The 26,911-nt window shown below is 65.4% G+C and carries 21 protein-coding genes; 13 read left to right on the plus strand and 8 right to left on the minus strand.

What is annotated here, in order from left to right; genetic code table 11:
• Window positions 1–75 precede the first annotated feature (75 nt).
• Entirely contained in the window at window positions 76–1,674 is a 1,599-nt protein-coding gene (locus ACQR1L_RS12175) for an alpha-amylase family glycosyl hydrolase (protein ID WP_434858300.1), read from the plus strand.
• 224 nt (window positions 1,675–1,898) lie between these two features.
• On the opposite strand, the gene ACQR1L_RS12180 is transcribed toward ACQR1L_RS12175, so the two are convergent.
• Window positions 1,899–3,632, minus strand: coding sequence for an alpha-amylase family protein (locus ACQR1L_RS12180; protein ID WP_434858189.1), 1,734 nt, complete (start codon window positions 3,630–3,632; stop codon window positions 1,899–1,901).
• Window positions 3,633–3,753: 121 nt separating this feature from the next.
• Between ACQR1L_RS12180 and ACQR1L_RS12185 the strand changes: the two genes are divergently transcribed.
• Together ACQR1L_RS12185 and ACQR1L_RS12190 are read left to right on the plus strand one after the other, a co-directional pair.
• Window positions 3,754–4,236: an MmcB family DNA repair protein gene (locus tag ACQR1L_RS12185; RefSeq protein WP_434858190.1), complete on the plus strand. Its 483-nt coding sequence runs from the start codon at window positions 3,754–3,756 to the stop codon at window positions 4,234–4,236.
• 213 nt (window positions 4,237–4,449) lie between these two features.
• Entirely contained in the window at window positions 4,450–4,815 is a 366-nt protein-coding gene (locus tag ACQR1L_RS12190) for a hypothetical protein (protein WP_434858191.1), read from the plus strand.
• A 62-nt stretch (window positions 4,816–4,877) separates the two neighbouring features.
• Here ACQR1L_RS12190 and ACQR1L_RS12195 read toward each other — a convergent pair whose 3' ends face one another.
• Both ACQR1L_RS12195 and ACQR1L_RS12200 read right to left on the minus strand, forming a co-directional pair.
• Window positions 4,878–5,432: an ActR/PrrA/RegA family redox response regulator transcription factor gene (locus ACQR1L_RS12195; protein ID WP_434858192.1), complete on the minus strand. Its 555-nt coding sequence runs from the start codon at window positions 5,430–5,432 to the stop codon at window positions 4,878–4,880.
• Between the two features lie 176 nt (window positions 5,433–5,608).
• The gene (locus ACQR1L_RS12200; RefSeq protein ID WP_434858193.1) at window positions 5,609–6,970 is read right to left on the minus strand and encodes an ActS/PrrB/RegB family redox-sensitive histidine kinase; all 1,362 of its coding nucleotides are present in this window, start codon (window positions 6,968–6,970) and stop codon (window positions 5,609–5,611) included.
• A gap of 98 nt (window positions 6,971–7,068) precedes the next feature.
• On the opposite strand from ACQR1L_RS12200, the gene ACQR1L_RS12205 reads away from it, so the two are divergent.
• The 5 genes from ACQR1L_RS12205 to ACQR1L_RS12225 all read left to right on the plus strand — a co-directional run bounded on the left by ACQR1L_RS12205 (window position 7,069) and on the right by ACQR1L_RS12225 (window position 14,124).
• Complete coding sequence (locus ACQR1L_RS12205; protein ID WP_434858194.1) at window positions 7,069–7,860, plus strand: ABC transporter ATP-binding protein; 792 nt, start codon at window positions 7,069–7,071, stop codon at window positions 7,858–7,860.
• The gene (locus tag ACQR1L_RS12210; protein ID WP_434858195.1) at window positions 7,857–8,669 is read left to right on the plus strand and encodes an ABC transporter permease; all 813 of its coding nucleotides are present in this window, start codon (window positions 7,857–7,859) and stop codon (window positions 8,667–8,669) included. The genes ACQR1L_RS12205 and ACQR1L_RS12210 overlap by 4 nt, the downstream gene beginning before the upstream one ends.
• 124 nt (window positions 8,670–8,793) lie before the next feature.
• Window positions 8,794–10,122 carry a polyhydroxyalkanoate depolymerase gene (locus ACQR1L_RS12215; protein WP_434858196.1) on the plus strand — a complete coding sequence of 443 codons (1,329 nt, stop codon included), beginning with the start codon at window positions 8,794–8,796 and terminating at the stop codon, window positions 10,120–10,122.
• 208 nt (window positions 10,123–10,330) lie between these two features.
• On the plus strand, window positions 10,331–11,170 hold the full coding sequence (locus ACQR1L_RS12220) for a M48 family metallopeptidase (RefSeq protein ID WP_434858197.1): 840 nt from the start codon (window positions 10,331–10,333) through the stop codon (window positions 11,168–11,170).
• Window positions 11,171–11,463: 293 nt separating this feature from the next.
• Complete coding sequence (locus tag ACQR1L_RS12225) at window positions 11,464–14,124, plus strand: EAL domain-containing protein (protein ID WP_434858198.1); 2,661 nt, start codon at window positions 11,464–11,466, stop codon at window positions 14,122–14,124.
• Window positions 14,125–14,327: 203 nt separating this feature from the next.
• Here the strand turns inward: ACQR1L_RS12225 and ACQR1L_RS12230 are convergent, their stop codons facing one another.
• Window positions 14,328–16,532 (minus strand): transglycosylase domain-containing protein, encoded by a 2,205-nt coding sequence (locus tag ACQR1L_RS12230; RefSeq protein WP_434858199.1) that lies wholly within the window; start codon window positions 16,530–16,532, stop codon window positions 14,328–14,330.
• A gap of 147 nt (window positions 16,533–16,679) precedes the next feature.
• Between ACQR1L_RS12230 and ACQR1L_RS12235 the strand changes: the two genes are divergently transcribed.
• From ACQR1L_RS12235 to ACQR1L_RS12250, 4 genes are all read left to right on the plus strand, one after another.
• Complete coding sequence (locus ACQR1L_RS12235; RefSeq protein WP_434858200.1) at window positions 16,680–17,105, plus strand: DUF1330 domain-containing protein; 426 nt, start codon at window positions 16,680–16,682, stop codon at window positions 17,103–17,105.
• Between the two features lie 260 nt (window positions 17,106–17,365).
• Window positions 17,366–17,698, plus strand: coding sequence for an ArsR/SmtB family transcription factor (locus ACQR1L_RS12240; RefSeq protein WP_434858301.1), 333 nt, complete (start codon window positions 17,366–17,368; stop codon window positions 17,696–17,698).
• Window positions 17,695–18,054 (plus strand): SRPBCC family protein, encoded by a 360-nt coding sequence (locus ACQR1L_RS12245; protein ID WP_434858201.1) that lies wholly within the window; start codon window positions 17,695–17,697, stop codon window positions 18,052–18,054. Before ACQR1L_RS12240 ends, ACQR1L_RS12245 begins: the two co-directional genes overlap by 4 nt.
• 42 nt (window positions 18,055–18,096) lie before the next feature.
• Window positions 18,097–18,714, plus strand: a complete 618-nt coding sequence (locus ACQR1L_RS12250; protein WP_434858202.1) for an ATP-dependent Clp protease proteolytic subunit — start codon at window positions 18,097–18,099, stop codon at window positions 18,712–18,714.
• A gap of 407 nt (window positions 18,715–19,121) precedes the next feature.
• On the opposite strand, the gene ACQR1L_RS12255 is transcribed toward ACQR1L_RS12250, so the two are convergent.
• The 4 genes from ACQR1L_RS12255 to ACQR1L_RS12270 form a co-directional block, all read right to left on the minus strand.
• Window positions 19,122–20,372 (minus strand): ABC transporter substrate-binding protein, encoded by a 1,251-nt coding sequence (locus ACQR1L_RS12255; RefSeq protein WP_434858203.1) that lies wholly within the window; start codon window positions 20,370–20,372, stop codon window positions 19,122–19,124.
• 391 nt (window positions 20,373–20,763) lie between these two features.
• Entirely contained in the window at window positions 20,764–21,987 is a 1,224-nt protein-coding gene (locus ACQR1L_RS12260) for an ABC transporter substrate-binding protein (RefSeq protein WP_434858204.1), read from the minus strand.
• Between the two features lie 370 nt (window positions 21,988–22,357).
• Window positions 22,358–22,723: a DUF1304 domain-containing protein gene (locus tag ACQR1L_RS12265; RefSeq protein ID WP_434858205.1), complete on the minus strand. Its 366-nt coding sequence runs from the start codon at window positions 22,721–22,723 to the stop codon at window positions 22,358–22,360.
• A 102-nt stretch (window positions 22,724–22,825) separates the two neighbouring features.
• Complete coding sequence (locus ACQR1L_RS12270) at window positions 22,826–25,621, minus strand: [protein-PII] uridylyltransferase (RefSeq protein ID WP_434858206.1); 2,796 nt, start codon at window positions 25,619–25,621, stop codon at window positions 22,826–22,828.
• Window positions 25,622–25,814: 193 nt separating this feature from the next.
• Between ACQR1L_RS12270 and ACQR1L_RS12275 the strand changes: the two genes are divergently transcribed.
• Window positions 25,815–26,789 (plus strand): aliphatic sulfonate ABC transporter substrate-binding protein, encoded by a 975-nt coding sequence (locus ACQR1L_RS12275; RefSeq protein ID WP_434858207.1) that lies wholly within the window; start codon window positions 25,815–25,817, stop codon window positions 26,787–26,789.
• Window positions 26,790–26,911: the final 122 nt, after the last annotated feature.

Below are 26,911 nucleotides of genomic sequence, written 5' to 3' on the forward strand. Positions count from 1 at the left end.
GGCGGGAGACCGCTGGTGAACCCGCCGCCGGTTCCGGCGTTGGGCCGCACGGTTGCGAGCAGAAAGCGGTTCGAGATGGCGGAGCAGGGCACCTGGTGGCGCGAGGGGATTTTCTACCAGATCTATCCACGCTCGTTCCAGGACAGCGACGGCGACGGGGTCGGCGACCTCACCGGCATCATCCATCGCCTGCCCTATCTGATGACGCTCGGCGTCGATGCCATCTGGCTGTCGCCGATCTTCACCTCCCCGATGGCCGATTTCGGCTACGACATTGCCGACTACACCGGCATCGATCCGCTGTTCGGCACGATGGACGATTTCGACGCGCTGGTGAAGGCCGCGCATGAGGGCGGGCTCAAAGTGATCCTCGACCTCGTGCCGAACCATACCTCCGACCAGCATCCGTGGTTCCTGCAGGCGCGGCAATCGCGCGACGATCCGCATCGCGACTGGTACATCTGGCGTGATCCGGCTCCTGATGGCGGCCCGCCGAACAACTGGCTGTCGGAATTCGGCGGCAGCGCCTGGCAGTTCGACTCCAAGACGGGGCAGTACTACTATCACGCCTTCCTGGCGCAGCAGTCGGACCTGAACTGGCGCAACCCGGCGGTGCGCGCGGCGATCTACAACGTGATGCGGTTCTGGCTGCGCAAGGGCGTCGACGGCTTTCGCGTCGACGTGATCTGGCACCTGATCAAGGACGCGGAGTTTCGCGACAATCCGGCCAATCCCGACTATCACGGCGGCCGGCCGCCGCACGAGCAGATCATCTCGCGCTACTCTGCCGATCAGCCGGAGGTGCACGAGGTGGTCGCGGAGATGCGCGCCGTCGTCGACGAGTTCGACGATCGCGTGCTGATCGGCGAGATCTATCTGCCGCTCGAGCGGCTCATGACCTATTACGGCAAGGGTCTAGGCGGCGCGCATCTGCCGTTCAATTTCGCGCTGCTGTCGGCGCCGTGGCACGCGCGCGAGATCGAGGCCATCATCGCCGACTACGAGGCGGCGCTGCCCAACGGCGCGTGGCCGAACTGGGTGCTGGGCAACCACGACCGGCCGCGCGTGGCGAGCCGCGTCGGCGCGGAGCAGGCGCGGGTCGCGGCGATGCTGCTGTTGACCCTGCGCGGCACGCCGACGCTGTATTACGGCGACGAGATCGGCATGCATCAGGTGGCGATCGCGCCGGAGCAGGTGCGCGATCCCTTCGAGAGGAACGTGCCCGGCATCGGCGTCGGCCGCGACGGCTGCCGCACCCCGATGCAGTGGAGCGCGTTGCCGGGGGCGGGCTTCACGAATGCGTCACCGTGGTTGCCGGTGGCGGATGACTTTACGCACGAGAACGTCGTCAATCTCACTGCTGATCGGCGCTCGATCCTCAATCTCTACCGTGCGCTCATTCGCTTGCGGAAAACGCACCGCGTGCTCGTCACCGGCAGCTACCGGCCCATCGCGGCGCAGGGCGACCTGCTGCTGTATCGCCGCGAGGGCGACGGCGAGGTTCTCACCATCGCGCTCAATCTCGGCGATGAGCCGGTCTCGATCGCGACCGAAGGCAACGGCCTCGCCGGCGCGATCCTGCTCTCGACCTGGCTCGACCGCGACGGCGAGCGCATCGACGGCACGCTGGATCTGCGCGGCAATGAGGGCGTGGTGATCGGGCGGGCGATGTAGCTCGCTTGTTGTGGCTGCGGGGCCAATCGTCGCTGTTAGACATTGTTGCGCGACGGCGGCTCCTCACACTCGCTGTCGTCCCGGACTTGACCCGGGACCCATAACCACAGGCAGCCGCTTGAGGCAGGATGGCAACTCCGAGCCGTCGCCACACGACCGCCTGTGGCTATGGGTCCGGGTCAAGCCCGGGACGACACTGAGTTTGACGAGGCCATATGGCCAACTCAGCGGCGGCTTGGCCGTGCTTGCCGTGCCTTGCCGGCCTTCCGCACCCGCTTCGCCGGGCTCGCCGTGTCGATATCGCTCCGCCGCAGCAGATAGTCCAGGCCGCCGACGCGGTACCAGCGGTAGCCGTAGGGCTCCAGCACCAGGGTGTGGCGGCCGCGCTCGTCGGCGTGGCTGTGATCCTCGGACAGGAGATTGATCAGCAGCTTGCCGGTGTCGTCGGGCAGGCCGACGTCGAAGCTGATCTCGCGCGGCTTCTCATCGAGATTGTGCACGAACAGCACCGAATTGTTGCGCCAGTCGTAGCGCATGATCAGCACGGCCGGATCCTTCGTCGCGATGACGGCAAAATCGCCCCAGCCGATTTCCGGCACCTCCTTGCGCATCCGGATGATGCGCTCGGTCCAGTTCAGCATCGCGCCGGGATCGCGGCGCTGCCTGGCGGCATTGACGTGCTCGTAGCCATAGGGGCCGTGATCGATCACCGGCGAGGCCGAGGTCTCGCTCTTGGTGAAGCCGCCATGCGGCTCGGCCGACCATTGCATCGGCGTGCGCGCGCAATTGCGCTCGGGCAGGCTGAGGTCGTCGCCCATCGCGAGCTCGTCGCCGTAGCGGATCACCGGCGTGCCTGGCAGCGTGAACATCAAACTATAGGCGAGCTCGATACGGCGGCGGTCGCCGCCGAGCATCGGCGCCAGCCGCCGGCGGATGCCGCGGTCATAGAGCTGCATGCTCTTGTCCGGCCCGAACGCCGCGAACACCGCGTCGCGCTGCTGTTTTGTCAGGCGTCCGAGATCGAGCTCGTCGTGATTGCGCAGGAACAGGCCCCATTGCGCCGAGGCCGGCCGCGGCTTGGTCGCCTGCAGCGCTTTCGCCAGCGGCCGCGTGTCAGACGCCGCGAGCGCATAGAACAGATGCTGGTTGACGTGGAAATTGAACATCATGTGCATGCGGTCGCCGTCGTCGCCGAAATACTCCATGTCGGTCTCGGGCAGCACATTGGCCTCGGCCAGGATGATCGCCTCGCCCTGGCGCCATTGCAGGAATTCCCTGAAGGTCCGCAGCATGTCGTATTGCTCCACCGGCTTCTTCACGTCGGCGCCCTTGGTTGCGATCACGAACGGGACCGCGTCCATGCGGAAGCCGGAGACGCCGAGCTGGATCCAGAAGCCCATGATCTTCAGGATCTCGGCCTGCACCTCCGGGTTCGAGGTGTTGAGGTCGGGCTGGAAATCGTAGAAGCGATGGAAGTAGTACGCACCCGACTGCTTGTCGCGCGTCCAGGTCGTCTTCTGCACGCCGGGAAACACCATGCCCTTGTCGGCATTGGCCGGCTTCTTGTCCGACCACACGTACCAGTCGCGATAGCGCGAATCCTTGGCGCTGCGGGCGTCGATGAACCACGGATGCTGGTCGGAGGTGTGGTTGACGACGAGATCGATGATCACGCGGATGCCGCGCTGCTTGCAGCCATGGGTGAACTGCACGAAATCGCCGAGCGTGCCGTAGCGCGGATCGACGCAGTAATAGTCGGCGACATCATAGCCGTCGTCGCGCTGCGGCGAGGGCTGGAACGGCATCAGCCAGATCGCGGTGATGCCGAGCCCATGCAGATAGTCCAGCCGCCGTGTCAGCCCCTTGAAGTCGCCGATGCCGTCGCCGTCGGCGTCCATATAGGTGCCGACCGACAGGCAGTAGAAGACGGCGTTCTTGTACCAGAGGTCATCGATCATGGACGGCGCTCTCCTTGCGCCGCCCAGCCGGCGGCGCTTGTTTAAGCGGAAGGCCGCCGCCGGGTTCCCGTTCCGCATGCGAGCAGTGCTGTCGGACGGCAGAATCGGCTATGCTCCGCTCATGGACTCGTCAGCCGCCCGGATCAGCCTCGTTCCCATCGACCGCCGCCAGTCGGAGACGGCGCTGGCGATCGCGCGCGGCACGTCGCGGCTGCTGCGCTCGCTCGGCTTCGCCGCGGTCAGCGAACTGCCGCTGCCGTCCGGACGGCGCGCCGACCTGGTGGCGCTGAACGAACGCGGCGAGATCTGGATCGTCGAGATCAAGTCGTCGCTGGAGGATCTGCGCGCCGATCATAAATGGGAGGACTACCGCGCCCATTGCGACCGGCTGTTCTTCGCCTTCACGCAGGACCTGCCGTGCGAAATCTTTCCGCCGGACACCGGGCTGATCGTGGCGGATGCCTATGGCGCCCATCTGCATTGCGAGGCGCCCGAGCACAAATTGCCGGCCCCCACGCGCAAGCAGATGACGGTGCGTTTCGCGCTGGTTGCTGCCCAGCGGATGAACCGCTTGATCGATCCGCAGGGGCACGTCGGCGACTGAGTTCCGGGTGGCGCCCGGGCGTCTTCGGGCCGAGTTCGAGATCCGGTGCCGCGCGAGCCCCCGGGCTGACCAGCCGCAGCGGAGCGATGTCCCTTCCGATCCAGGTCGAATTCCCGACTTTGCCCGAGAATTGCCCCGCATGGGGCGCAACATCTCGCAATAGTTTTAACACGCGAGCGGTATCCAGCCCAGGGGTGGAGAGATGGACGACAGATGCGACGGGTGGTCTTGGCGTTGACACTGCTCTTCGTGACGGGAGCGCGCGCGGAGGAGGTGGCGTTCTACGTCCTCGGCGTGGGTGCCGATTCCTGCGAGCGCTTCATCCTTGCCGCCGAGGAGCAGCCGCCCGGCACCTACAAGGCGATCGGCAACGCCGACGGTCCCTACGTCAGTGCGATCTCGAAATATCAGCAATGGATGATGGGCTACGTGTCAGCCGTGAACGTCGGTCGCGGCGACGAAGGCCGGCAGATCAAGCTCGACCTCACCGAGATGGACAGCTGGATGCGCAACTGGTGCAGCCGCAACCCGCGGCGCACGGTGTTCCATGCGCTGCAGGCGTTCGTGAAGACGCACTGAGCAGGATCCGGAATCCTAAAAATGGTTTTCCGAAGAGACCATGCCCCAAGTGGGTGGCGCCGTTACTTCGGCGCGCGCTTCGCCAGGATGCGCTGCAGGGTGCGGCGGTGCATGTTGAGCCGGCGCGCGGTCTCGGAGACGTTGCGGTTGCACATCTCGTAGATGCGCTGGATGTGCTCCCAGCGGACGCGGTCGGCGGACATCGGGTTCGACGGCAGTTCTGACTTCTCGCCGGTGGTTGCGAGCAGCGCGGCGACGACATCGTCGGCATCCGCGGGCTTCGCGAGATAGTCGACGGCGCCCATCTTCACCGCGGTCACCGCGGTGGCGATGTTGCCGTAGCCGGTCAGCACGATGGCGCGGGCTTCGGGCCGCTTGCGCTTCAGCGCCGACACCACGTCCAGGCCGTTGCCGTCGCCCAGCCGGAGGTCGACCACTGCAAACGCGGGCGCCGACTTGCCGATCTGTGAGATGCCTTCCGCGACGCTCTCGCAGGAGGTGACGGTAAATCCGCGAGTCTCCATGGCGCGCGATAGCCGCTCCAGGAACGGCTTGTCGTCCTCGACGATCAGGAGAGAGCGGTCCGGGTGGTTCGTCAGTTCGGCGATGGCGCCCACGGTCATATCCTTGAGAAGAAGGCTCGATGTTGCGAGACGATCTGTCATAGGTGACATATGGGCCCTGCATGGCTCGCTGCCAAGATCGCGGTATGCCGCAGTCTGCGGCGTGACGCCGCGCGTTCCGGCAGATCTCCCGGTGTTCCGTATGCCAGCCGCCAGCCCCGAGGGTCCAGCTACACCGGCTCGGCCTCGTCGCCATCCTCGCTGGCCTCGAACCGCCGTCGCGGCCAGACGATCTGGACCACGGCGCCATGGTCCGGGAAGGTGCGGTTGGTAAACGAGACCTTGGCGCCGGTCCGCTCCAGCAGGGTGCGGGCGATGAACACTCCGAGTCCGAGGCCGCCGCCCTGATTGCCGCTCTGGCCATCCTCGCCGCTGCGCCGGCGCGACAGATACGGCTCGCCGATGCGCTTGAGGATGTCGGGAGCGAAGCCCGGGCCGTCGTCGGAGATCACGATCTCGACAGTCTCGTTGTTCCACCAGGCGTTCACCTCGACGGCATTGCGGGCGAAGTCGACCGCATTCTCCAGGATGTTGCCGACGCCATAGAGGATAGCCGGATTGCGCGAGCCGACCGGCTCCTTGGATGCGGCGACGGCTACCCGCACCTTGATGTCGACGCCGAAGTCGCGATGCGGAGCGACGGTCTCTTCGATCAGCGTCGACAGCTTCATGCGGTCATACATCGAGCCGATCGACGACAGCTGGGTGATCTTGCCGAGAATGTCGCGGCAGCGCTGGGCCTGCTCGCGCAGGGTCCTGATGTCGCCCGTCACCTGGCTGTTGTCCTGCAGCGCCCGCTCCAGCTCGCGCGAGATCAGCACGATGGTCGCGAGCGGCGTGCCGAGCTCATGCGCCGCGGCGGCCGCGAGTCCGTCGAGCTGGGTGAGATGCTGCTCGCGCGCCAGCACCAGCTCGGTGGCGGCCAGCGCGTCCGACAGCTTGCGCGCCTCTTCGGTGACCTGGAAGGCGTAGAGGCTGGTCACGCCGATCGCCAGCGCGATCGAGAGCCAGACGCCGAACAAGTAGATCGGCGGGAAGATCAGCGGCTCCTCGCCCTCCCAGGGCAACGGCAGATGCATGAAGAACAGCGCGGTGGCGCAGGCGACCGCGAGCAGTCCGAGCATGATCGTCAGCCGCACGGGCAGGGCGGTGGCGGCGATCAGCACCGGCGCCAGGAACATGTAGGAGAACGGGTTCTCCAGCCCGCCGGTGAGATAGAGCAGCACCGTCAGTTCGATGATGTTGAGCGCGAGCAGCCCGGCCGCATGCGGCGGCTCCAGCAGCTGCATCGGGTTGAAGGTGATCTGCAGGCCGAGATTGAGCAGCGCCGAGACGCTGATCACGGCAAGGCATGGCACCACCGGCAGGTCGAACTCCAGCCCCTGCACCACGATGAAGATCGCGCTCAGTTGACCGAGCGCGGCGAGCCAGCGCAGCCGCAGGATCGTGTCGAGCCGGACGCGCTGGCGCGGATGGCGGTAATCCGTGTCGGGCGTGTCGATGATCAGGGCATCGGTCATGGCGTCGGTCATGGTCGGGAACTTAAACCCGCGCAGGCGTGGCGACAAATCAGCCGGGCCGTTGGTGGCCTGTTGCGGTTTGCGGCACAATGCCTCAATGAACTCTCGACATGATGCAAGATGACGCAGCGCCGACGCCTTCGTCGGTTTCGGGTTCAGGTTCGCCGGCCATCGCGGTGTCGAGCCTGACCAAGATCTACAAGACGGCGACCGCCGTCGACGGCATCTCCTTTGCGATTCCCCGCGGCAGCATCACCGGGCTGCTCGGCGGCAATGGCGCCGGCAAGACCACGACGATCGCGATGATCATGGGCCTGGTGCAGCCGACCTCCGGCACCGTCGAGGTGCTCGGCCACACCATGCCGGGCGAGGCTGCGTCCGTGCTCGGGCGGATGAATTTCGAGAGCCCCTATGTCGACATGCCGATGCGGCTCACGGTGCGGCAGAACCTCACCATCTTCGGCCGGCTTTACGCGGTCGATCACCTCAAGGAGCGGATCGCCGAGCTCGCCGCGCAGCTCGACCTGACCGACTTCATCGACCGCGCCAATGGCAAGCTCTCCGCCGGGCAGAAGACGCGGGTGGCGCTCGCCAAGGCGCTGATCAACGATCCGGAGCTGCTGCTGCTCGACGAGCCGACCGCCTCGCTCGATCCCGACACCGCCGACTGGGTGCGCGGCCACCTCGAGCGCTATCGCAGGCGTCGCGGGGCCACGATCCTGCTCGCGTCGCACAACATGCTGGAAGTGGAGCGCCTGTGCGACCGCGTCATCATCATGAAGCGCGGACGGATCGAGGACGACGACAGCCCGGCCCAGATCATGGCGCGCTACAACCGCACCTCGCTCGAGGACGTCTTTCTCGACGTGGCCCGCGGCCGCGACCGGGAGGCGGCACAATGAACGATCTGTCCTTAGCGATTGCGCCGCATCGCATCGGCGCGATGGTCCTGCGCTACTGGTATCTCCTGCTGTCGTCGTGGCCGCGGCTGTTGGAGCTGATGTACTGGCCGACCCTGCAGATCATCACCTGGGGCTTCCTGCAGACCTACATCGCCAGCAATGCCGGGTTCTTCGCCCGTGCCGGCGGCACGCTGATCGGCGCCGTCATCCTGTGGGACATCCTGTTCCGCGGGCAGCTCGGCTTCTCTATCTCCTTCCTGGAGGAGATGTGGGCGCGCAACATCGGCAATCTGATGATGAGCCCGCTCACCCCGATCGAGTTCCTGCTGTCGCTGATGGCGATGAGCCTGGTCCGGCTGGCCATCGGCATCATCCCGATGACCCTGATCGCGGTGTGGTTCTTCGACTTCAACTTCTACAGCCTCGGCCTGCCGCTGATCGCCTTCTTCTGCAACCTGATCTTCACCTCCTGGGCGGTCGGCATCTTCGTGTCCGGCCTGGTGCTGCGCAACGGGCTCGGCGCCGAGAGCATCGTCTGGACGTTGATGTTCGCGCTGATGCCGCTGGCCTGCGTCTATTATCCGGTACAGGTGCTGCCGCACTGGCTGCAGCTCGTCGCGTGGTCCTTGCCGCCGACCTACGTGTTCGAGGGCATGCGCGCGCTGCTGACCGATCACGTCTTTCGGGCCGACCTGATGCTGACCGCGCTCGGGCTCAATGCCGCCCTGCTGTTGGCGTCGTTTGCGGCATTCATTGCTCTGTTACGCAGCGCGCGCCGCGCCGGCTCGCTGCTGTCGTCAGGCGAATAATTGCGTTTTCCCGTGGATTTTCGGGCTCATTTCGCTGCTTTCAGGCACCAACTCGTAACACACCGCATTGACGCTTAATTACGCATTCGGCAGTATGCTGCGTTGCAGAGAGGGTTGAACGAGAATGCCGATAGGTGAGTTTGGCGGTGCACCGCCCCTGGCGTCGGAAGGCAGTCCGGTCCTGACGACGCCGATGTACTGGATGTACGAAATGGCGCATGCCTCGCTCAATCCGGCGCGCGCTGTCACCGACGCCACCAAGATCCTGTTTCAGAACCCGCTCAATCCGTGGGCGCACACCGAGATGGGCAAGTCGATCGCGGCGGCCTGCGAACTGTTCGAGCGCACCACGCGCCGCTACGGCAAGCCCGAATGGGGCCTCGACGAGACCGAGGTCAACGGCGTCAGGACGCCGGTCGAGGTCCGCTCGATCTGGGAAAAGCCGTTCTGCCGCCTGCTGCATTTCGACCGCAAGCACATCCGCCCGCTGCGCGCGCCCCAGCCGCGGCTCCTGATCGTGGCGCCAATGTCCGGCCATTACGCGACGCTGCTGCGCGGCACGGTCGAGGCGTTCCTGCCGACCCACGAGGTCTACATCACCGATTGGGCCGATGCCCGGATGGTGCCGCTGGCCGAAGGCCGCTTCGATCTCGACGACTACATCGATTACGTCATCGAGATGCTGCGCTTCCTTGGCACCAACATGCATGTCATGGCGGTGTGCCAGCCCGCGGTGCCGGTCTTGGCGGCGGTGTCGGTGATGGAAGCCGAGCGCGACCCGTTCGCACCGATCTCGATGACCTTGATGGGCGGACCGATCGATACAAGGCGCAATCCGACGGCGGTCAACAATCTCGCCCAGGAGCGCGGCATCGATTGGTTCCGCAACCACGTCATCACCAAGGTGCCGTTCCCGCATCCCGGCGTGATGCGCGACGTCTATCCGGGCTTCCTGCAGCTGAATGGGTTCATCAGCATGAACCTCGATCGCCATGTCGACGCCCACAAGGCGCTGTTCGCCAACCTCGTGAAGGGCGATGGCGACCAGGTCGACAAGCATCGCGACTTCTACGACGAGTATCTCGCCGTCATGGACCTGGCTGCGGAATATTATTTGCAGACGGTGGAGACGGTGTTCATCCGCCACGCGCTGCCGAAGGGCGAGATGACTCACCGCGGCACGCTGGTCGATCCGTCGAAGGTCACGCGCGTCGCGCTGATGACGGTCGAAGGAGAGAAGGACGACATCTCCGGTCTTGGTCAGACCGAAGCGACGCATGCATTGTGCTCGTCGATCCCGGATCATCGCCGGGTTCACTACGTGCAACCGGGTGTCGGTCATTACGGCGTGTTCAACGGTTCGCGATTCAAGTCGGAGATCGTGCCGCGCATCAACGACTTCATGTTGTCGGCGGCCGATCCGAAGTCGCTCCTGACAATTGCCGCTGAATAGTGGGCGAGGGCGCGCGATGCGCAGTCGAATCCGGCTGCGCGTTAACTCTTTGAAGGGACTTCAAAAACCCGATTTCAGGAGTGACTCAAGCAGTGAATGTGGCGTCGCTGCTTGAGCGACGCTTCTGAACCTGAACTCAACTCTTGAGGGCGCGCAGAGGCCCAAGCTCTGGGGTGCGGAACCTCCGAAGCCCCTGTATATTGGGCAAATGATTTGTTTTTGCGCCGAGCGCTTTCCCTGGCGGTGGATATGGCAAAATCCGGGCGAGTTCTTCCCTCCCGGACTGACAGAAATGGCCACTCGCGCGCTACTCTATCGGCGGCCCGCCGAACCCTCGCGTCTTCTCGTCAAGCACGGCTCGCAAATCTACTCGATTAGATTGCGGCGTCACCGTCGTGCGCGACGTTATACACTGAGAATCCATCCGTCGGATCGCGAAGCGATCCTGACGATGCCGCCGCGCGGCACCATCGTCGAAGCGAAAGACTTCGCGCAGCGTCATGGCGCGTGGATCGCGGCGCGTCTCGGCCGTCTGCCGAAGGCAGCACCCTTCCTGCCGGGCACCTTGGTGCCGCTGCGCGGCGTGCCGCACAAAATCGTGCATCGCGCCGGCGAGCGCGGCACCGTGTGGACCGAGACGCGAGACAGTGGCGAGAAGATCCTGTGCGTGGCCGGCGGGATCGAGCACACCGAGCGTCGCGTGCTCGACTTCCTCAAGCGCGAGGCGCGTCGCGACCTGCAGAAGGCCTCGGACGCCTATGCCGAGCAGCTCGGCGTCAAGGTGAAGCGGCTGTCGATCCGCGATCAGTCCAGCCGCTGGGGCTCCTGCACCTCGGCCGGCTCGCTGTCGTTCTCCTGGCGCCTGATCCTCGCGCCTCCCTTCGTGCTCGACTATCTCGCCGCGCACGAGGTGGCCCATCTCATCGAGATGAACCACTCGCCGCGGTTCTGGAAGGTGTGCGGCAAGATCTGCGGCTCGGTCGAGCGCGCCAAGAAGTGGCTCGACACCTGCGGCAACGATCTGCACCGCTATGGCGTCGAGGATTGAGACGTCGCAGACCTGCGATCGAACAGCAAAATGGCCCGGCCCCTGGCGCGGGCCATTTTCTTTGCGCGCGTTGCCAGCAGAACGGGCAAGGCAGCTATCGATTTCTTAAGCCTTCCGGCGCGCAACCTCAGGCGACGGCCGCATTCGGCCGCGCCTTAACGTCGCTGTAACGCTGTGCTCGTCAGATTTACCTCGGATAACCAAGGTGACGTCCCTGCGAGCTGCCGGGTCGGTCGCTGCAACCCAAGTGCAGATCGTTCTCTCAGAACGTGCAGTGTCCCGTGAATCGAACGATGCTTGCAAGCGAGTTCCAACCGGCCGCGTCTATCGAACTGCTTTCGGCCGCGCTCGATCGCGCCTCCGAAGCGATCCTGTTTCTCGACCAACACCACCGTGTTCACTTCGCGAACCGGGCGGCTTCGGTGCTGCTCCGGCGGGAGACGGCCGCGCTGATCGGTGCCGACCTCGAGAGCCTGGGTCTGCCCGCCGACCTGGTCTCCGCACCGACCGCTGCCGATGGCGATGGCCCGGATGCGGGCCAACAGCAGGACTCCGAGCCTTGCGAGCTGACCCTTCGGCATGCGGACGGCTCAAGGAACCGGTTGCGATGCTGCGCGCGCGCGCTTTCGCCGGATCAGGCGCCAGTGCAAGCGATCCTCTTCCTCCAGGACATCACCGCCGACGTGGTCCTGCGTGAGCAGAACGCGCTGCTGACCTCGGTGGCCGACCGCAGCAACCGCGCCGTCATCGTCACCGATCACGAGCTGAAGGTCCTCTATACCAACGCGGCCTTTGCCAGCATCTTCGGCTACAGCTCGGAGGAGGTGCTCGGCCAGGATGTCGAGAAGCTCCTCGTCGGGCCCTGCACCGACCCCAAGATGGTCGACCGGTTGAAGCAGTGCATCATCGACGCGCAAGGCGTCGAGGAGGACCTGCTGATCTATGACAAGGCGGGCTGCGAGATCTGGACCACGGCGCACGTCAAGGCGCACCGCAACGCGCGCGGACAGGTCAAATATCTGGTCGGCCTGCTCAGCGACATCCGGGAGAACAAGCAGCTGCGCTCGCTGCAGCAGCTGATCATGGCGGCGCTGGCCTCCGACGTGTCGATCGCGGCGATCGCCGACCAGCTCTGCCGCCGGGTCGAGGAACTGGCCCCGGACGTGGTCTGCTCGCTTCTGCATGTCGACTCCGATGGCAAGATCCATCCGCTCGGCGGGCCGAGCCTGCCGACGGCCTATTCCGAAAGCCTCGATGGTGTAGCCATCGGACCGGATGTCGGCTCCTGCGGGACCGCCGCCTATCTCTGCGAGCCGGTGCTGGCGCGCGACATCGACAACGATCCGCGCTGGCAGCCCTACAAGGCCGGACCGCTGGAGGCGGGCCTGCGCGCCTGCTGGTCGACCCCGATCAAGGGCAAGGATGGCCGGGTCATCGGCACCTTCGCCTTCTACTTCCGGGAATGCCGCGGCCCCAGTCCCTGGCATGAGCAGATCGTCGCCGCCTGCGTCCAGCTCGGCGCACTGGCCATCGAGCGCCAGGAGGTCCGATCGACGATCTCGCAGGTCGCCTATCACGACATGCTGACCGGCCTGCCCAATCGCGCCCGCATCCCCTCGCTGATCGCCGAGGCGATCAAGGCCTGCCCGGAGGGCAGCCATCTCGCGGTGGCGTTCCTCGACGCCGACAATTTCAAGGACATCAACGATACGCTGGGTCATGCCGCGGGCGACGAGTTCCTGGTCGGCTTCGCCAACCGCCTGCGCGCGCAGATCCGTGCCGGCGACATTCTCGGCCGGCTCGGCGGCGACGAGTTCGTCATCGTGCTGCAGAATCGCGATGCCCTGGAGGCCTCGCTGACTGCGGCGCGGATCACGGCTGCGCTGGCGATGCCGCTGACCATCGGCAAGCGCCAGGTTCCGATGTCCGCGAGCATGGGGCTCAGCCTCTATCCTGACAATGCCAAGGACATCGACACGCTGATCAAGCAGGCCGATGCGGCGATGTACAAGGCCAAGCGGGCCGGGCGTGCCACCTACCGCTTCTTCAGTGCCGACATCGACAAGCTCGCCGAAGAGCGGCTGATGCATTCGAGCGCGCTGCGCGAGGCGATCGCGAGCGAGGCGCTGACCCTGCACTACCAGCCGCAGATCTGCACCAAGAGCGGCGCCATCCACGGCGTCGAGGCGCTGGCACGCTGGCACGATCCGGTGCTGGGCGAGGTCTCGCCGGCCAAGTTCATTCCGCTCGCCGAGGAATGCGGCCTGATCGAGCAGATCGGCGTGTGGTCGATCAAGACGGCGTGCCAGCAGATGGCGTCATGGCGCCGCGCCGGTCTCGACATCCCCTGCATCTCGGTCAACCTGTCGCCGATCAACTTCCAGAACGTCAATCTCGCGGCGCTGGTGGCGCAGATTCTCGCGGCCAACGACCTGCCGGCGAAGATGCTGATGCTGGAGATCACCGAGGGCGTGATCCTCAACGAGCGCGCCACCGTGATCGCGACCATGAGCGAGCTGCGCAACATGGGCGTCGGCCTGTCGCTGGACGATTTCGGCACCGGCTATTCCAGCCTGAGCCGGCTGGCGCAGCTGCCGATCCACGAGCTCAAGATCGACCGCAGCTTCATGCGCGATTTCGAGAACGAACGCGGCACGCGGGCGATCGTGACCGCGGTGGTCAGGGTCGGCCAGAGCCTGGACGTCAAGGTGGTGGCCGAAGGTGTCGAGACCGAGCCGCAACGCAAGCTGCTCGCCGAACTCGGCTGTGACGCGATGCAGGGCTTCCTGTTCGCCCGCCCGATGGCCGCCGGCGACTTCAGCCGCTGGCTGCTGGACTACAGCGCCCATCGCGCCAGCCTGATGCTCCGCCAGATCGGACGCGCCCTGGCGCAGGCGGCGGGGCCGGCGAAGGATGGGTCGGTGCCGCGCCCGGCGACAGCTGCGGCGGGCTAGCCGTCCAAGCCTGATCATCGTCCAACGCTTGGGATCGTCATTCCGGGGCAGTCGTCAACGCGCGCTTGCGCGTGTTGGCGATTGAACCCGGAATCCCGATGTTGTTGGAAAAGAACGCCGGACAATCTCGAGATTCCGGGTTCAAGGCCTGCGGCCTTGCCCCGGAATGACGGTGGGTGTGGCGCAATCAGATCGGTATCAGCTCAGCGGCCGCCGAACAGGCGGTCCACCAGCCAGCCGTCGAGGCCGGCGGCGGGCTCGGGCCGCACATTGCTGCGCGCAGGGCTCGGCGCCGTCGAGCGCGCCGAGTAGGCGGCATTGGGGGCAGGGGCTGACGGCGCCGTGATCTGTGAGGCGATCTGCGCCAGGGTCGGCAGTCCCGCGCCTTGCGCGTTCGGCAGCGCCGCCACCGGCACGCCCTGATGCGCCGCGCGCATGAAGCGGGTCCAGACCTCGACCGGCAGGCCGCCGCCGGTGGCCTTCTTGGTCGGCGAGTTGTCGTCGTTGCCGAGCCAGACGCCGGTGACGAGGCGCGCGGTGTAGCCGATGAACCAGGCGTCGCGGAAATCCTGGCTGGTGCCGGTCTTGCCGGCGGCGACCCAGCCGGGGATCTCCGCCTTCTTGGCGGTGCCGGAGATCAGCGTCTCCTGCATCATCTGGTTCATCATCGCGACGTTGCGCGGGTCGATCACCTGCGCGGCCTGCTCGGTCTGGCGCATGTAGAGCAGCTTGCCGTCGAGCGTCTTGATCCGCGTGACGACATGCGGCGACACCGCGAGGCCGCCATTGGAGAACGGCGCGTAGGCGCCGACCAGCTCGATCATCGACACTTCGGAGGTGCCGAGCGCAATCGACGGGTTGGGGTCGAGCTTGGAGGCGATGCCCAGGCGGTGCGCGGTGCGGACGACGTTCTTCGGGCCGACCTCCAGACCAACACGCACAGCCACGGTGTTGAGCGACATCGCCAGCGCCTGGGTCAGCGTCACCGGGCCGAAATATTCGCGGGTGTAGTTCTCCGGCCGCCAGCCCTTCAGATCCAGCGGAGCGTCCTGCCGCACCGTGTCCGGCGTCAGCCCCTGCTCGATCGCGGTGAGATAGACGAACGGCTTGAACGCCGAGCCGGGCTGGCGCTTGGCGGTGACAGCGCGGTTGAACTGGCTGTCGGAATAATTGCGGCCGCCGACCATGGCGCGCACCGCGCCATCAGGTGTCATCGCCACCAGCGCGCCCTGGCTGACATTGAACTTCACGCTCTTGGCCGCGAGCTCGTCGATGATGGCGGCCTCCGCGACGCTCTGCAGCTTCGGATCGATCGTGGTCTCGACCACGATCGAGTCCTCGACCTGGCCGACGAGATCATCGAGCACCTCGCCGATCCAGTCGGCGACGTAGTTGACGGTGCCGGCGCCGGCCGGCTTCACCGCCACGGAAGGATGCGCGATCTGGGCCTGCGCCTGCGCGTCGGTGATGAACTTGGCATCGGCCATCGCAGCCAGCACGGTCTGCGCGCGCTTGGCGGCACCTTCCGGGTTGCGGTTCGGCGCCAGCCGCGACGGCGACTTGACGAGGCCCGCGAGCATCGCGGCCTCGGCCACCGTCACCTGCCGCGCCGACTTGCCGAAATAGCGCTGCGCGGCGGCCTCGACGCCATAGGCACCGGAGCCGAAATAGACGCGGTTGAGATAGAGCTCGAGGATCTCGCGCTTGGAATATTTGCGCTCCAGCCACAGCGCGAGCTCCGCCTCCTGCAGCTTGCGGGCGAGGGTGCGCTCCTGGGTCAGGAACAGGTTCTTGGCGAGCTGCTGCGTCAGGGTCGAGCCGCCCTGCGACACGCCGCGATGCAGGATGTTGGCGACCACGGCGCGCGCAATGCCGATCGGGTCGATGCCGAAATGCTGATAGAAGCGGCGGTCCTCGATGGCGATGAACGCCTTCGGCAGATAGGGCGGCAGATCCTTCAGCGCGACATTGGCGCCGGCCATCTCGCCGCGCTGCGCCAGCATGGTGCCGTCATAGCCGACGATCTCGATGGTCGGCGGGCGCTTGGGGATCTCCAGCGACTGGATCGGCGGCAGATGCGCGCCGGCCCAGATCACCACGCCGACCAGCGCGATCACGCCCCACAGGCCGCACACGACAGCCCAATAGGCCATGCGGCCGATCGATAGTCCCCAGCGTGATTTGCCGCGGGCAGGCTTTGCTTTCGGGGGAGTGGATTTCGGCTCGCGCGCCGGCACATCGTCCTCGTCGTCCGGCTGAACCGGTTTCTTCTTCGCCGATTTCTTCGGCGCGTCCTCGCCCGCCGGAATGCGGTCCTTGGGATCGAGGCGCAGGTCGGCCATCGCCGCCGCAAGGCCGAATCGCGGCTCCTTGCGTCCGCCGCCGCCCTGTTTCCGTCCCCGCGCCATACGCAACCCGAGCCCTGCCGTCCGATCACGGTAATGTCCGGAGTTTAAGGGGCAGTTAGGAAAAGCTTAACGCGCAATTAGGAGTTCCGCGGTGCTAACGCCGCGTTATGGTTAAGCCGAGGTGAACAACGACAAGCGAGGAAGCTGATGGGCCATATCGATCCCACCAAGGAGGTGTTCGCGCAGTTTCGCGACAACGATCGGCCCGGGCCGATCCACATGCTGAACCTGGTTCGGCTGCGCGAGGAGGCGGCCTATCCCGACGGCCGCAAAGTCAGCGGCGCTGAAGCCTATGCGGCTTACGGTCGCGAGAGCGGCCCGGTGTTCGAACGCCTCGGCGGCCGCATCGTCTGGCAGGGCCGCTTCGAGCTGATGCTCATCGGCCCGCAAACGGAGCGCTGGGATCACTGCTTCATCGCGGAATATCCGAGCGTGCAGGCCTTCGTCGAGATGATCCGTGACCCCGTCTATCGCGAGGCGGTGAAGCATCGCCAGGCGGCGGTGGAGGACTCGCGGCTGATCCGGCACGCGGTGCTGCCGGTGGGGAAGAATTTCGGCGAGGTGCCGGTGTAGTTTGTTGTCGTCGTGCGTGGACCCTTGCCTTCGCCACACAAACGGTACGTTCCCTCCCCCCTTGTGGGGGAGGGCTAGGGAGGGGGGTAGCCACGGAGACGGTCGCCCGGAGTACCCCCCTCCCCAACCCTCCCCCACAAGGGGGGAGGGAGCGCAGCGATGGCTGGGTAAGAGCGTGCCAACGGCGGCGCTTATCCGCGTCGCTGCCCGAACACATCTTCATTCAAAGGAAATCGGAGCCGCTTGCGTATTACATAAGTATATGCTTATGTCTCGTCATGATCGAGAGTGACATCTTCAAGGCCCTGGCTGATCCGACGCGCCATGCGATCTTCGAGAAGCTGGCGGCCGGCCCCATGAATGCGAGCGCGCTGCGCGAGGGCATGACGATCAGCCAGCCGGCGATGTCGCAGCACCTGGCTGTGCTGCGCAATGCCGGACTGGTGCGGGAAGAACGGCAGGGTCGCTTCGTCAACTACGAGGTCGATCCGAATGGCCTAGCGCAGATCGCGCGCTGGCTTTCGAAGTACCGCGCCTACTGGCCGTCACGCGTCGATGCATTGAAAACCTTGCTGAAGGACATGGACCAATGACCGATCTCAAGGCCGATCAGCGGGACGAAGAGCTCGTTCTCGACTACGACCTCGACGCCCCGCCGGAGAAGGTCTGGCGCGCGCTCAGCATTCCCGCCCTGCGCGACAGCTGGCTGCCGAATGGCGATCTCGCCGATGCGGCGCCGATCTCGTCCAAGCCGGGCGAAGAGGTCCGCTACCGCATGCGCGACGACGAGCCGCCGTTCCTCGAGAGCATCGTCACCTTCCAGGTCATGCCGAATGCGGTCGGCGGCACGCGGCTCCGAATCATTCACGGACTGGCCGTCGCACGCGCGATGATGCTGATGCCACGGGCGGCCAACAGCAACGCGCGCTCTTTGATGCGCGCGGCCTGAGCCCGTCACGTCTCACCAAACCACCTAACCTGGAGGTCGCCGATGCGCGAAACGATGCAGCTCGTCCCGATGGTCATCGAGCAATCCAGCCGGGGAGAACGGTCCTTCGACATCTATTCGCGGCTGCTGCGCGAACGGATCGTGTTCCTCAATGGCGAGGTCAACGACACCGTGTCCGCTCTGGTCTGCGCGCAATTGCTGTTTCTCGAAGCCGAGAACCCGAAGCGGCCGATCCACCTCTACATCAATTCGCCCGGCGGCGTGGTCACCAGCGGGCTCGCGATGTACGACACGATGCAATTCGTCAAGGCGCCGGTGCACACGCTGTGCATGGGCACGGCGCGGTCGATGGGATCGTTCCTGCTGATGGCGGGCGAACCCGGCGAGCGCACAGCCTTGCCCAATGCCAGCCTCCACGTCCATCAGCCGCTCGGCGGCTTTCAGGGCCAGGCGTCCGACATCATGATCCACGCCAGGGAGATGGAGCAGACCAAGCGCCGCATGATCCGGCTCTATGCCGAGCATTGCGGCCGCAGCTATGAGGACGTCGAGCGTACGCTCGATCGCGATCATTTCATGACGGCGGACGAGGCTCAGGACTGGGGATTGATCGACCGGGTCGTCAAGCAGCGCGATCTGGGCAGCGTCAGCAGCGACTGATACGCCCGTGCGAGGCGAAGGCGATTGCTGTCGCAACAAGTGTCGTCACCCGCAAGGCGGGTGTCCCAGCATTCCAGAGACGGTTGTGATCACCCGAGACGTCGCGGCGTACTGGATGCCTCGCCTGCGGGGGGCATGACGGCGGCGTCTTGGGCAACGGTGCGGCTATCCCGCCACGCTGCGTGGCTGTCGGCAGCGATTGGGCCACCGTGCTGACCACGGAAATAGTCCGTTCCCTCCCCCCTTGTGGGGGAGGGCTAGGGAGGGGGGTAGCCACGGAGACGGTCGCCCGGAGTACCCCCCCTCCCCAACCCTCCCCCACAAGGGGGGAGGGAGCGCAGCCGAGTGTTTGGCGCGGTCTGCACTCTCTCGCGCCGAATGGTCGCGATCAACGCTTCTCGCGTAACCTAACCTGACGCGCCCGTATCCTCGATGATCGGGCCGAACAGCTCCCAGCGCTCGCCGTTGAAGCGCATCATCTGCATCTGCTTGTTGATGCGGAAGTCGGTGGGCGAGGTGTTGATGGAGAGGCCGGGCAGCGCGAGGCTCGGGACGTAGCCCTTGATGCTGGCGGCCTGCCGCATCACGTTCTCGCGCGTGAGATCGTCGCCGCACTGGCGCAGGATCTGCACCAGGAGCTCCGCGGTCGAATAGCCGTAGGTATTGACCGTGTTGAGCTTGTCGCCTTCCGGATAATACTTGTCCATGAACTCGAAATAGGCCTTCACGCCTGGATCGTCCTTCCATTGCGGATCGGCCGGGTCCTTGCCGTAGTTGGTGCTGATGATGTCCTTGGAGATGTCGAGGCCGGCCGGCTTGAGCGTGGCCGACACCGGGCTAGCGTTGATGTCGAGGATGTGCACCGGCTTCCAGGCGAGGTCGGCGAGTTTCTTGATCGCCTGCGCCGCGAATTTCGGCGTCGAAGCATTGTAGAGCAGGTCGGCGCCGGACGCCTTCAGCTTGACGATCTGCGAGTCCACCGTCGGGTCGGACAGCTCATAGGACGCCTCCGACACGATCATCGTATCGGCCTTGGCGCCCAGGCCGCTGCGCAGGCCGGCGATGTAGTCGCGGCCGAGATCGTCATTCTGGTAGAGGATGCCGATCTTGGCGTTGGGGTGATTGGCGAGGATGTATTTGGCGTAGATCCGCCCCTCCGACTGGTAGTTCGGATTATAGGCGATGGTCCACGGGAAGTTCTGCGGGTCGGTGAAGCGCGAGGCGCCGGTCGAGGCCAGGAGCTGCGGCACCTTCTTGGCGTTGAGATATTTCTGCACGGCGGCGTTCGACGGCGTGCCGATGATCTGGAAGGTGAACAGCACCTCGTCGCCTTCGACCAGCTTGCGCACCTGCTCCACCGCCTTGGGCGGCGAATAGGCGTCGTCATACTGGATGAGATTGAGCTTGCGGCCGTTGATGCCGCCCTTCTCGTTGATCATGCGCAAATAGGCGGCCTGGGTCTTGCCGATGCCGGCATAGGCGGACGCCGGGCCGGAGAACGGCACGGTCTGGCCGATCTTGATCTCGGTGTCGGTGGCGCCGGTGTCGTATTTCTTCTGGGCGTAGGCGGATGATGCAGGCAGCGCGACGGTCAGCGACGCAGCAAGCGCGATGGCCCACGCCTTGACGCCGACGAGACCGAACAGTGACGTTCTCATGCGAGTCCTCCCTCCGGTGATGTTTGTCGATGGTTCTTCTTGGTTGTTATCTCGCCATCGCTGCACGCGAGTGTGGAGGAAGCAAGTCGACAAGGCAACGCTTGTTGGAGCGACCAACCGGCGCAATCGGTGCCGCAACGCAAAAGGGCCGCGCGATTGCGCAGCCCCTTACCAGTAAACAGCTTCCACTCCTCACCCTGAGGAGCCCGCTGGAGGCGGGCGTCTCGAAGGGCGAGGCCCCAGTTCGGGCCTCATGGTTCTCAGGGCGATGCAAGTGCATCGCCCGAACGCGCCGCGAGCTTGTCGCTTTCGCAAGAGCGAGCTGATGGGCGCGGCGCTCCTCACCATGAGGTTCGAGAGTCGAGGGCAGACGCCGAGACCGTCAGCCGAACTAACCCGCCGCGCCCTTGTCCTCCAGGATCGGGCCGAACAGCTCCCAGCGCTCGCCGTTGAACTTCATCATCTGCAGCTGCTTGTTGACGCGGTAGTCGGTCGGCGAGGTGTTGATCTTCATGCCCGGCAGCGACAGATCTCCGACGACGTCCTTGAGCGACGCCGCCTGCTTCATGACGTTCTCGCGGGTGAGATTGTCGCCGCACATCCGCAGGATCGTCACCAGGAGCTCGGCGTTGCCATAGCCATAGGTGTTGAAGTTCGAGTTCTTGTCGCCGTCCGGATAATACTTGGCCATGAACTCGAAATAGCGCTTCATGCCCGGATCGTCCTTCCACTGCGGATCGAGCGGGTCCTTGCCGTAATTGACCGAGATCACGCCCTTCGACGCCTCCAGTCCCGCGGGCTGCAGCACGGCGCCGACCGACGTCGCATTGATGTCGACGATGTGCACGGGGTGCCAGTCGAGCTCGTGCAGCTTCTTGATCGCCTGAGCGGCCTGCTTCGGCGTCGCGGCCGAGAACAAGAGGTCGGCGCCGGCCGATTTAATCTTGAGCAGCTGGGAATCGATGGTCGGATCGGAGACCTCGTAAGACGCTTCGGCGACGATCATCGAGGCCTTGTCGCCGAGGCCGGCCTTGATGCCGTTGAGATAGTCCTTGCCGAGGTCGTCGTTCTGATAGAGCACGCCGATCTTGGCGCTGGGATGCTCTTTCAGAATGTACTGGCCGTAGATGCGGCCCTCGGTGAAGTAGTTCGGATTGTATCCCATGGTCCAGGGGAAGTTCTTCGGATCGGTGAACTTGGTAGCCCCGGTGGCCGCGAACAGTTGCGGGACCTTCTTGGCGTTGAGATATTTCTGGACGGCGGCGTTGGACGGCGTGCCGATGATCTGGAAGGTCAGCAGCACCTCGTCGTCCTCGACCAGCTTGCGCACCTGCTCGACCGCCTTCGGCGGCGAATAGGCGTCGTCATACTGGATCAGCTTGATCTTGCGGCCGTTGATGCCGCCCTGCTCGTTGATCATGTTGAAATAGGCGGCCTGTGTCTTGCCGATCGAGGCATAGGCCGAGGCGGGGCCCGAGAACGGCACCGTCTGTCCGACCTTGATCTCGGTATCGGACGCGCCGGGATCGTACTTCTTCTGGGCCTGGGCTGACGTGGCGGAGAGGGTGACGGCCAACGCGGCCGCACCGGCAAAACGGAAAATTCCCTGTCGCATGGGGTCTATCGTTCCTCCTGATTTGTTGTGCGGCTGGTCTGCCCCGAGGGACGCCATCGCTGGGAGGGAGTGTGGAGGAACGGGGTGGCCGGCGCAAGGCGAGGGAATGGGCGGGTGCGGTTCCGGCGATGTCGCCATGACGTGCCCGGCTGGCAACAAGTTCGGTGTCATCCCGGCCAAGCCCTGGCGTCGCGTCGCGACGGCGGGGCGCCGAGCCGGGATCCATAGCCACAGGCGGTCGTGTGGCGACGGCTCGGAGTGGCGATCCTGCCTCGAACGCTGACCGGGGTTATGGGTCCCGGATCGGCGCCGCGATGATGCGCGTCACGGCTTGTCCGGGACGACAGCGGTTTTGACGATGCGGCGTGCCTCAGCCCGCGAGCCAGACCAGCACCAGGCCGATCGCCGCCGGCACGCTCTGGATGAACAGGATCTTGCGGCTGGCAGTGGCCGCGCCGTAGAGCCCGGCGACCAGCACGCAGAGCAGGAAGAAGATCTTGATCTGGAACGCGAAAGCGGGCGCCGGATGCGCCAGGCCCCAGAACAGGCCGGCAGCGAGGAAGCCGTTGTAGAGGCCCTGGTTGGCGCCGAGCACCTTGGTCGCCTCGGCGCGCTCCGGCGTGTTGTTGAAGGCCCGCAAGCCGGCCGGCTTGGTCCAGAGAAACATCTCGAGCACGAGAATGTAGACGTGCAGCAGGCCGATCAGCCCGACGACGATGTTTGCAATCAATGCCATGGTTCGGCTCCCCCAAGCCATTCGAGACCGGCGGCGTTGCCGGCCCCCTCAATCATGCCCGCGCCGACGGCCGCAATGGCTGCGCCGACAGGTCCTCTCTCGTCACGCCGCCGGCTGAGCCGCTGCGTCGTCGCTGGCCAGCAGATGCAGCAGCGCACTTTTGATCGCGGCCTGCCGGGTCGGCGCGTTGATCTGGGCGCCGAGCAGGTCGGTCACGTAGAACACGTCGCGGGCGCGCTCGCCGAAGGTGGCGACATGGGCTGAGGCGATGTTCAGGTTCAGCTTCGAGATCGCGGTGGTCAGCTCATACAGCAGGCCGGGCCGGTCGAGGCCGGAGACCTCGATGACGGTGTAGAGCTCCGACCATTGATTGTTGATGCTGACCTCGGGCTCGACCGAGAACGCCTTGTGCTGCTTGCCGCGCGTCGTCCGCCGCGCCACCGCATCGGGCAGCCGCAGCTTGCCCTCCAGCACCTGCTCGATGGTCTCGCCGATCCGCGTCGCGCGCCGGCCCTCGTCCTCGTCGCGCTCATATTCCCTCGAGATCGCAATGGTGTCGAGCGCGCGGCCGTCGGTGGTGGTGTAGATCTGGGCGTCGACGATGTTGGCGCCGGCCGAGGCGCAGGCGCCGGCGATGATCGACAGCAGCCAGGGATGGTCCATCGCGAAGATCGTCAGCTCGGTGACGCCGCGCGCCGGATCGAACCCGACATTGATCGCGAGCTTGTGGCCGGCATCCTCGCTCGACCGCACGAAGCGGGCATGGCGGATCTTGCGCGGCAGCTCGACCTTGAGCCAGTAGGCCGGATAGTGCCGGCCGATATAGGTGTTGAGCTCGTCCTCCGGCCAATCCGTGAAGGCGTTGCGGAATTCGGCCTGTGCCGCGGTGATGCGCTTGGCGCGGTTGACCTCGGAGAAGCCGCCGGTCAGCACCGGCTCGGTCTCGTAGTACAGCGTGCGCAACAGCTGCGCCTTCCAGCCGTTCCAGACCCCTGGGCCGACGCCGCGGATATCGGCAGTGGTCAGGATCGTCAGCAGCTTCATCTGCTCGACCGACTGCACCACGGCGGCGAACTTCTCGATGGTGCGGCGGTCCGACAGGTCGCGCGACTGCGCCACCGTCGACATCGTCAGATGCTCCTCGATCAGCCAGGCGACCAGCTCCGTGTCGGCATTGTTGAAGCCGAGCCGCGGGCACAGCCGCCGGGCGATCTTGGCGCCGGCGACCGAATGATCCTCCGGCCGGCCCTTGGCGACGTCGTGCAGCAGCACGGTGATGTAGATGACGGCGCGGTGCTCGGGCCGGATCTTGCGCATCAAATCGGAGGCGAGCACGAACTCATCATGGCCGCCGCGCTCGATCTCCTGCAGGAAGCCGATGCAGCGGATCAGATGCTCGTCGACCGTGTAGTGATGATACATGTTGAACTGCATCATCGAGACGATGCGGCCGAACGCGCTGATGAAGTGGCCGAGCACGCCGGTCTCGTTCATCCGCCGCAACACGGTCTCGGCGTCGTTGGAGGTCAGGATCTCCATGAACAGCCGGTTGGCCTCGGGATTCTCGCGCAGCTCGGTGTTGATCATGTTGAGCGAGCGCGTCACCGCGCGCATCGCGTCGGGGTGGAAGGCGAGGTTGTTCTTCTGCGCGAGGCGGAAGATGCGGATCAAATTGACCGGGTCGTGCTTGAAGACATCCGGAGCGGCGAGGTTGATGCGGTTGTTGTCGACGATGAAGTCGTCGCTCTCCGGCACCCGCCGCCAGGTCGAGCCGGTGGTCAGGCGCGAGATCATCCGGCTCAGCACCGGCGCCGCCTTGGCCTGCTGGTCCTCCAGCTTTGCGCACAGGATGGCGGTGAGGTTGCCGACCTGCTTGGCGACCAGGAAGTAGTGCTTCATGAAGCGCTCGACATCCTGCATGCCCGGGTGGCTGGTGTAGCCCAGCCGGACCGCGATCTCGCGCTGCAGGTCGAATGACAGCCGCTCCTCGGGGCGTCCGCTGACGAAGTGCAGATTGCAGCGAACCGACCACAGGAAGTCCGAGCAGCGCCGGAAGGTGCGGTATTCATGCGCGTCGAACACGCCGCGCTCGACCAGCTCGGCGGTCTCGCGCACGCGGTAGACGTATTTGGCGATCCAGAACAGCGTGTGCAGGTCGCGCAGGCCGCCCTTGCCGTCCTTGACGTTGGGCTCGACCAGGTAGCGCGACTGGCCGCCGCGGCGATGCCGCTCCTCGCGCTCGGCGAGCTTGGCGGCGACGAACTCGGCGGCCGTGCCCTGCACGACCTCGCTGTCGAAGCGCTGGACCAGCTCGTCATACAGCGGCTTGTCGCCGGCGAGATAGCGCGTCTCCAGGATCGCGGTGCGGATGGTCATGTCGCCGCGGGCCTGGCGGATCGATTCATCCACCGAACGGGTGGCGTGGCCGACCTTCAGGCCCATGTCCCACAGCGAATACAGGATGGCCTCGGCGACCTGCTCGCCCCAGGCGGTCTGCTTGTAGGGCAGGATGAACAGCAGATCGATGTCGGACTCCGGCGCCATCAGCCCGCGGCCATAGCCGCCGGTCGCGACCACGGCCATGCGCTCGGCGCCGCTCGGCACCTCCGAACGATACAGGTGCTGGGTGGCCGCGGCGTAGAGGATGCGGATGATCTCGTCCTGGACGAAGCAGAGCTGCTCGGCGCAGCGCCGTCCGTGCCGATCCTTCAACAGCTGGGCCTGGGCGGCGGCACGCGCCTTGACCAGCTCGGCTTTGAGGAATTGCACCACGGCGGCGCGGAACATGTCCTCCCGGCCGGAGTGCTGCTTGGCCAGCGTGTCGACGGCGGCCGCAATGCCGGCGCTGTCGAAATCGGAGAGGCCATCGGGATGGGATTGGGGGGCGACGCTGTCCATGGATGCAACCGGTATCGAACAAGGCCTGTGCTGTCACGAAACTTCCAATGCAGCAATCGATCCATGCTGTCACCGGCCCAAGGCGGATGATGATCGTGCTTCGATCCGCCCCGCAAAGGAAAAGCAATTCTCGTTGAGCCCTGGCATAACGCGTTGAAACAACAACGATGTTTTTACAGCAGGAGGGTTGACGATGGGTGGATTGTCGAGGCGCGCCTTGGCCGGGCTTGCGGCCGTGGTTCTACTGGGATGCGGCGTTGCAACAGCCGCGGAGCAGCCCAAGGAAATCCGGATCGATTGGGCGACCTATAATCCGGTGTCGCTGGTCCTGAAGCAGAAGGGGCTGCTCGAGAAGGAGTTCGCCAAGGACGGCATCACCGTCACCTGGGTGCAGTCGGCCGGCTCCAACAAGGCGCTCGAGTTCCTCAATGCTGGCTCGCTCGATTTCGGCTCGACCGCCGGCTCCGCCGCGCTGGTCGCCCGGATCAACGGCAATCCGATCAAGTCGATCTACGTCTATTCGCGGCCCGAATGGACCGCGCTGGTGACGGGCAAGGACTCCAAGATCGGCTCAGTCGCCGACCTCAAGGGCAAGCGCGTCGCGGTGACCCGCGGCACCGACCCGCACATCTTCCTCGTCCGCGCGCTGCTCGGCGCCGGCCTCACCGACAAGGACATCACGCCGGTGCTGCTGCAGCACGCCGACGGCAAGGCAGCGCTGATCCGCGGCGACGTCGACGCCTGGGCCGGGCTCGATCCGATGATGGCGCAGGCCGAGGTCGAGGAAGGCGCAAAACTGTTCTACCGCAAGGCTGACGCCAACACCTGGGGCATCCTCAATGTCCGCGAGCAGTTCCTGAAGGACAATCCCGAGATCGTCCGCCGCGTGCTGGCGACCTACGAGGTCGCGCGCAAGGATGCGCTGGCGAATTACGACGACCTGAAGAAGACGTTCATCGCGGTCACCAAGCTGCCGGAGACTGTCGTCGACAAGCAGCTCAAGGAGCGCACCGAGCTCACCCACAGCCGCATCGGCGCGCCGCAGCGGGACTCCATCCTCGCCGCCGGCCTCGCTTTGCAGCAGGCAGGCGTGGTCGATGCGAAGGTGGATGTGAAGGCGACGCTGGACGCGCTGATCGACGACCAGGTCCCGCTGCCGACGAACTAGGGCGGCCTACGCCTACGAAAGCGCTCAGACTCGCGCGTGCCGCAACTCGCGCTACCAGCAAGGTGAGCGCGACAGAAAACGGTGGCGCGATAAAACACCGGTGTCGTCCCGGACAAGCCCGC

The sequence above is a fragment of the Bradyrhizobium sp. HKCCYLR20261 genome, assembly GCF_051168435.1.
Lineage (GTDB): Bacteria > Pseudomonadota > Alphaproteobacteria > Rhizobiales > Xanthobacteraceae > Bradyrhizobium.

What these genes read in the sequence shown, in the direction of transcription:
- ACQR1L_RS12255 (WP_434858203.1), bottom strand. Translation starts at nt 20,372, where the DNA reads ATGAGAACGTCACTGTTCGGTCTCGTCGGCGTCAAGGCGTGGGCCATC.
- ACQR1L_RS12210 (WP_434858195.1), top strand. Translation starts at nt 7,857, where the DNA reads ATGAACGATCTGTCCTTAGCGATTGCGCCGCATCGCATCGGCGCGATG.
- ACQR1L_RS12190 (WP_434858191.1), top strand. Translation starts at nt 4,450, where the DNA reads ATGCGACGGGTGGTCTTGGCGTTGACACTGCTCTTCGTGACGGGAGCG.
- ACQR1L_RS12225 (WP_434858198.1), top strand. Translation starts at nt 11,464, where the DNA reads ATGCTTGCAAGCGAGTTCCAACCGGCCGCGTCTATCGAACTGCTTTCG.
- ACQR1L_RS12200 (WP_434858193.1), bottom strand. Translation starts at nt 6,970, where the DNA reads ATGACCGACGCCATGACCGATGCCCTGATCATCGACACGCCCGACACG.
- ACQR1L_RS12270 (WP_434858206.1), bottom strand. Translation starts at nt 25,621, where the DNA reads ATGGACAGCGTCGCCCCCCAATCCCATCCCGATGGCCTCTCCGATTTC.
- ACQR1L_RS12230 (WP_434858199.1), bottom strand. Translation starts at nt 16,532, where the DNA reads ATGGCGCGGGGACGGAAACAGGGCGGCGGCGGACGCAAGGAGCCGCGA.
- ACQR1L_RS12235 (WP_434858200.1), top strand. Translation starts at nt 16,680, where the DNA reads ATGGGCCATATCGATCCCACCAAGGAGGTGTTCGCGCAGTTTCGCGAC.
- ACQR1L_RS12275 (WP_434858207.1), top strand. Translation starts at nt 25,815, where the DNA reads ATGGGTGGATTGTCGAGGCGCGCCTTGGCCGGGCTTGCGGCCGTGGTT.
- ACQR1L_RS12265 (WP_434858205.1), bottom strand. Translation starts at nt 22,723, where the DNA reads ATGGCATTGATTGCAAACATCGTCGTCGGGCTGATCGGCCTGCTGCAC.
- ACQR1L_RS12185 (WP_434858190.1), top strand. Translation starts at nt 3,754, where the DNA reads ATGGACTCGTCAGCCGCCCGGATCAGCCTCGTTCCCATCGACCGCCGC.
- ACQR1L_RS12205 (WP_434858194.1), top strand. Translation starts at nt 7,069, where the DNA reads ATGATGCAAGATGACGCAGCGCCGACGCCTTCGTCGGTTTCGGGTTCA.
- ACQR1L_RS12245 (WP_434858201.1), top strand. Translation starts at nt 17,695, where the DNA reads ATGACCGATCTCAAGGCCGATCAGCGGGACGAAGAGCTCGTTCTCGAC.
- ACQR1L_RS12220 (WP_434858197.1), top strand. Translation starts at nt 10,331, where the DNA reads ATGATTTGTTTTTGCGCCGAGCGCTTTCCCTGGCGGTGGATATGGCAA.
- ACQR1L_RS12215 (WP_434858196.1), top strand. Translation starts at nt 8,794, where the DNA reads ATGCCGATAGGTGAGTTTGGCGGTGCACCGCCCCTGGCGTCGGAAGGC.
- ACQR1L_RS12180 (WP_434858189.1), bottom strand. Translation starts at nt 3,632, where the DNA reads ATGATCGATGACCTCTGGTACAAGAACGCCGTCTTCTACTGCCTGTCG.
- ACQR1L_RS12175 (WP_434858300.1), top strand. Translation starts at nt 76, where the DNA reads ATGGCGGAGCAGGGCACCTGGTGGCGCGAGGGGATTTTCTACCAGATC.
- ACQR1L_RS12250 (WP_434858202.1), top strand. Translation starts at nt 18,097, where the DNA reads ATGCGCGAAACGATGCAGCTCGTCCCGATGGTCATCGAGCAATCCAGC.
- ACQR1L_RS12260 (WP_434858204.1), bottom strand. Translation starts at nt 21,987, where the DNA reads ATGCGACAGGGAATTTTCCGTTTTGCCGGTGCGGCCGCGTTGGCCGTC.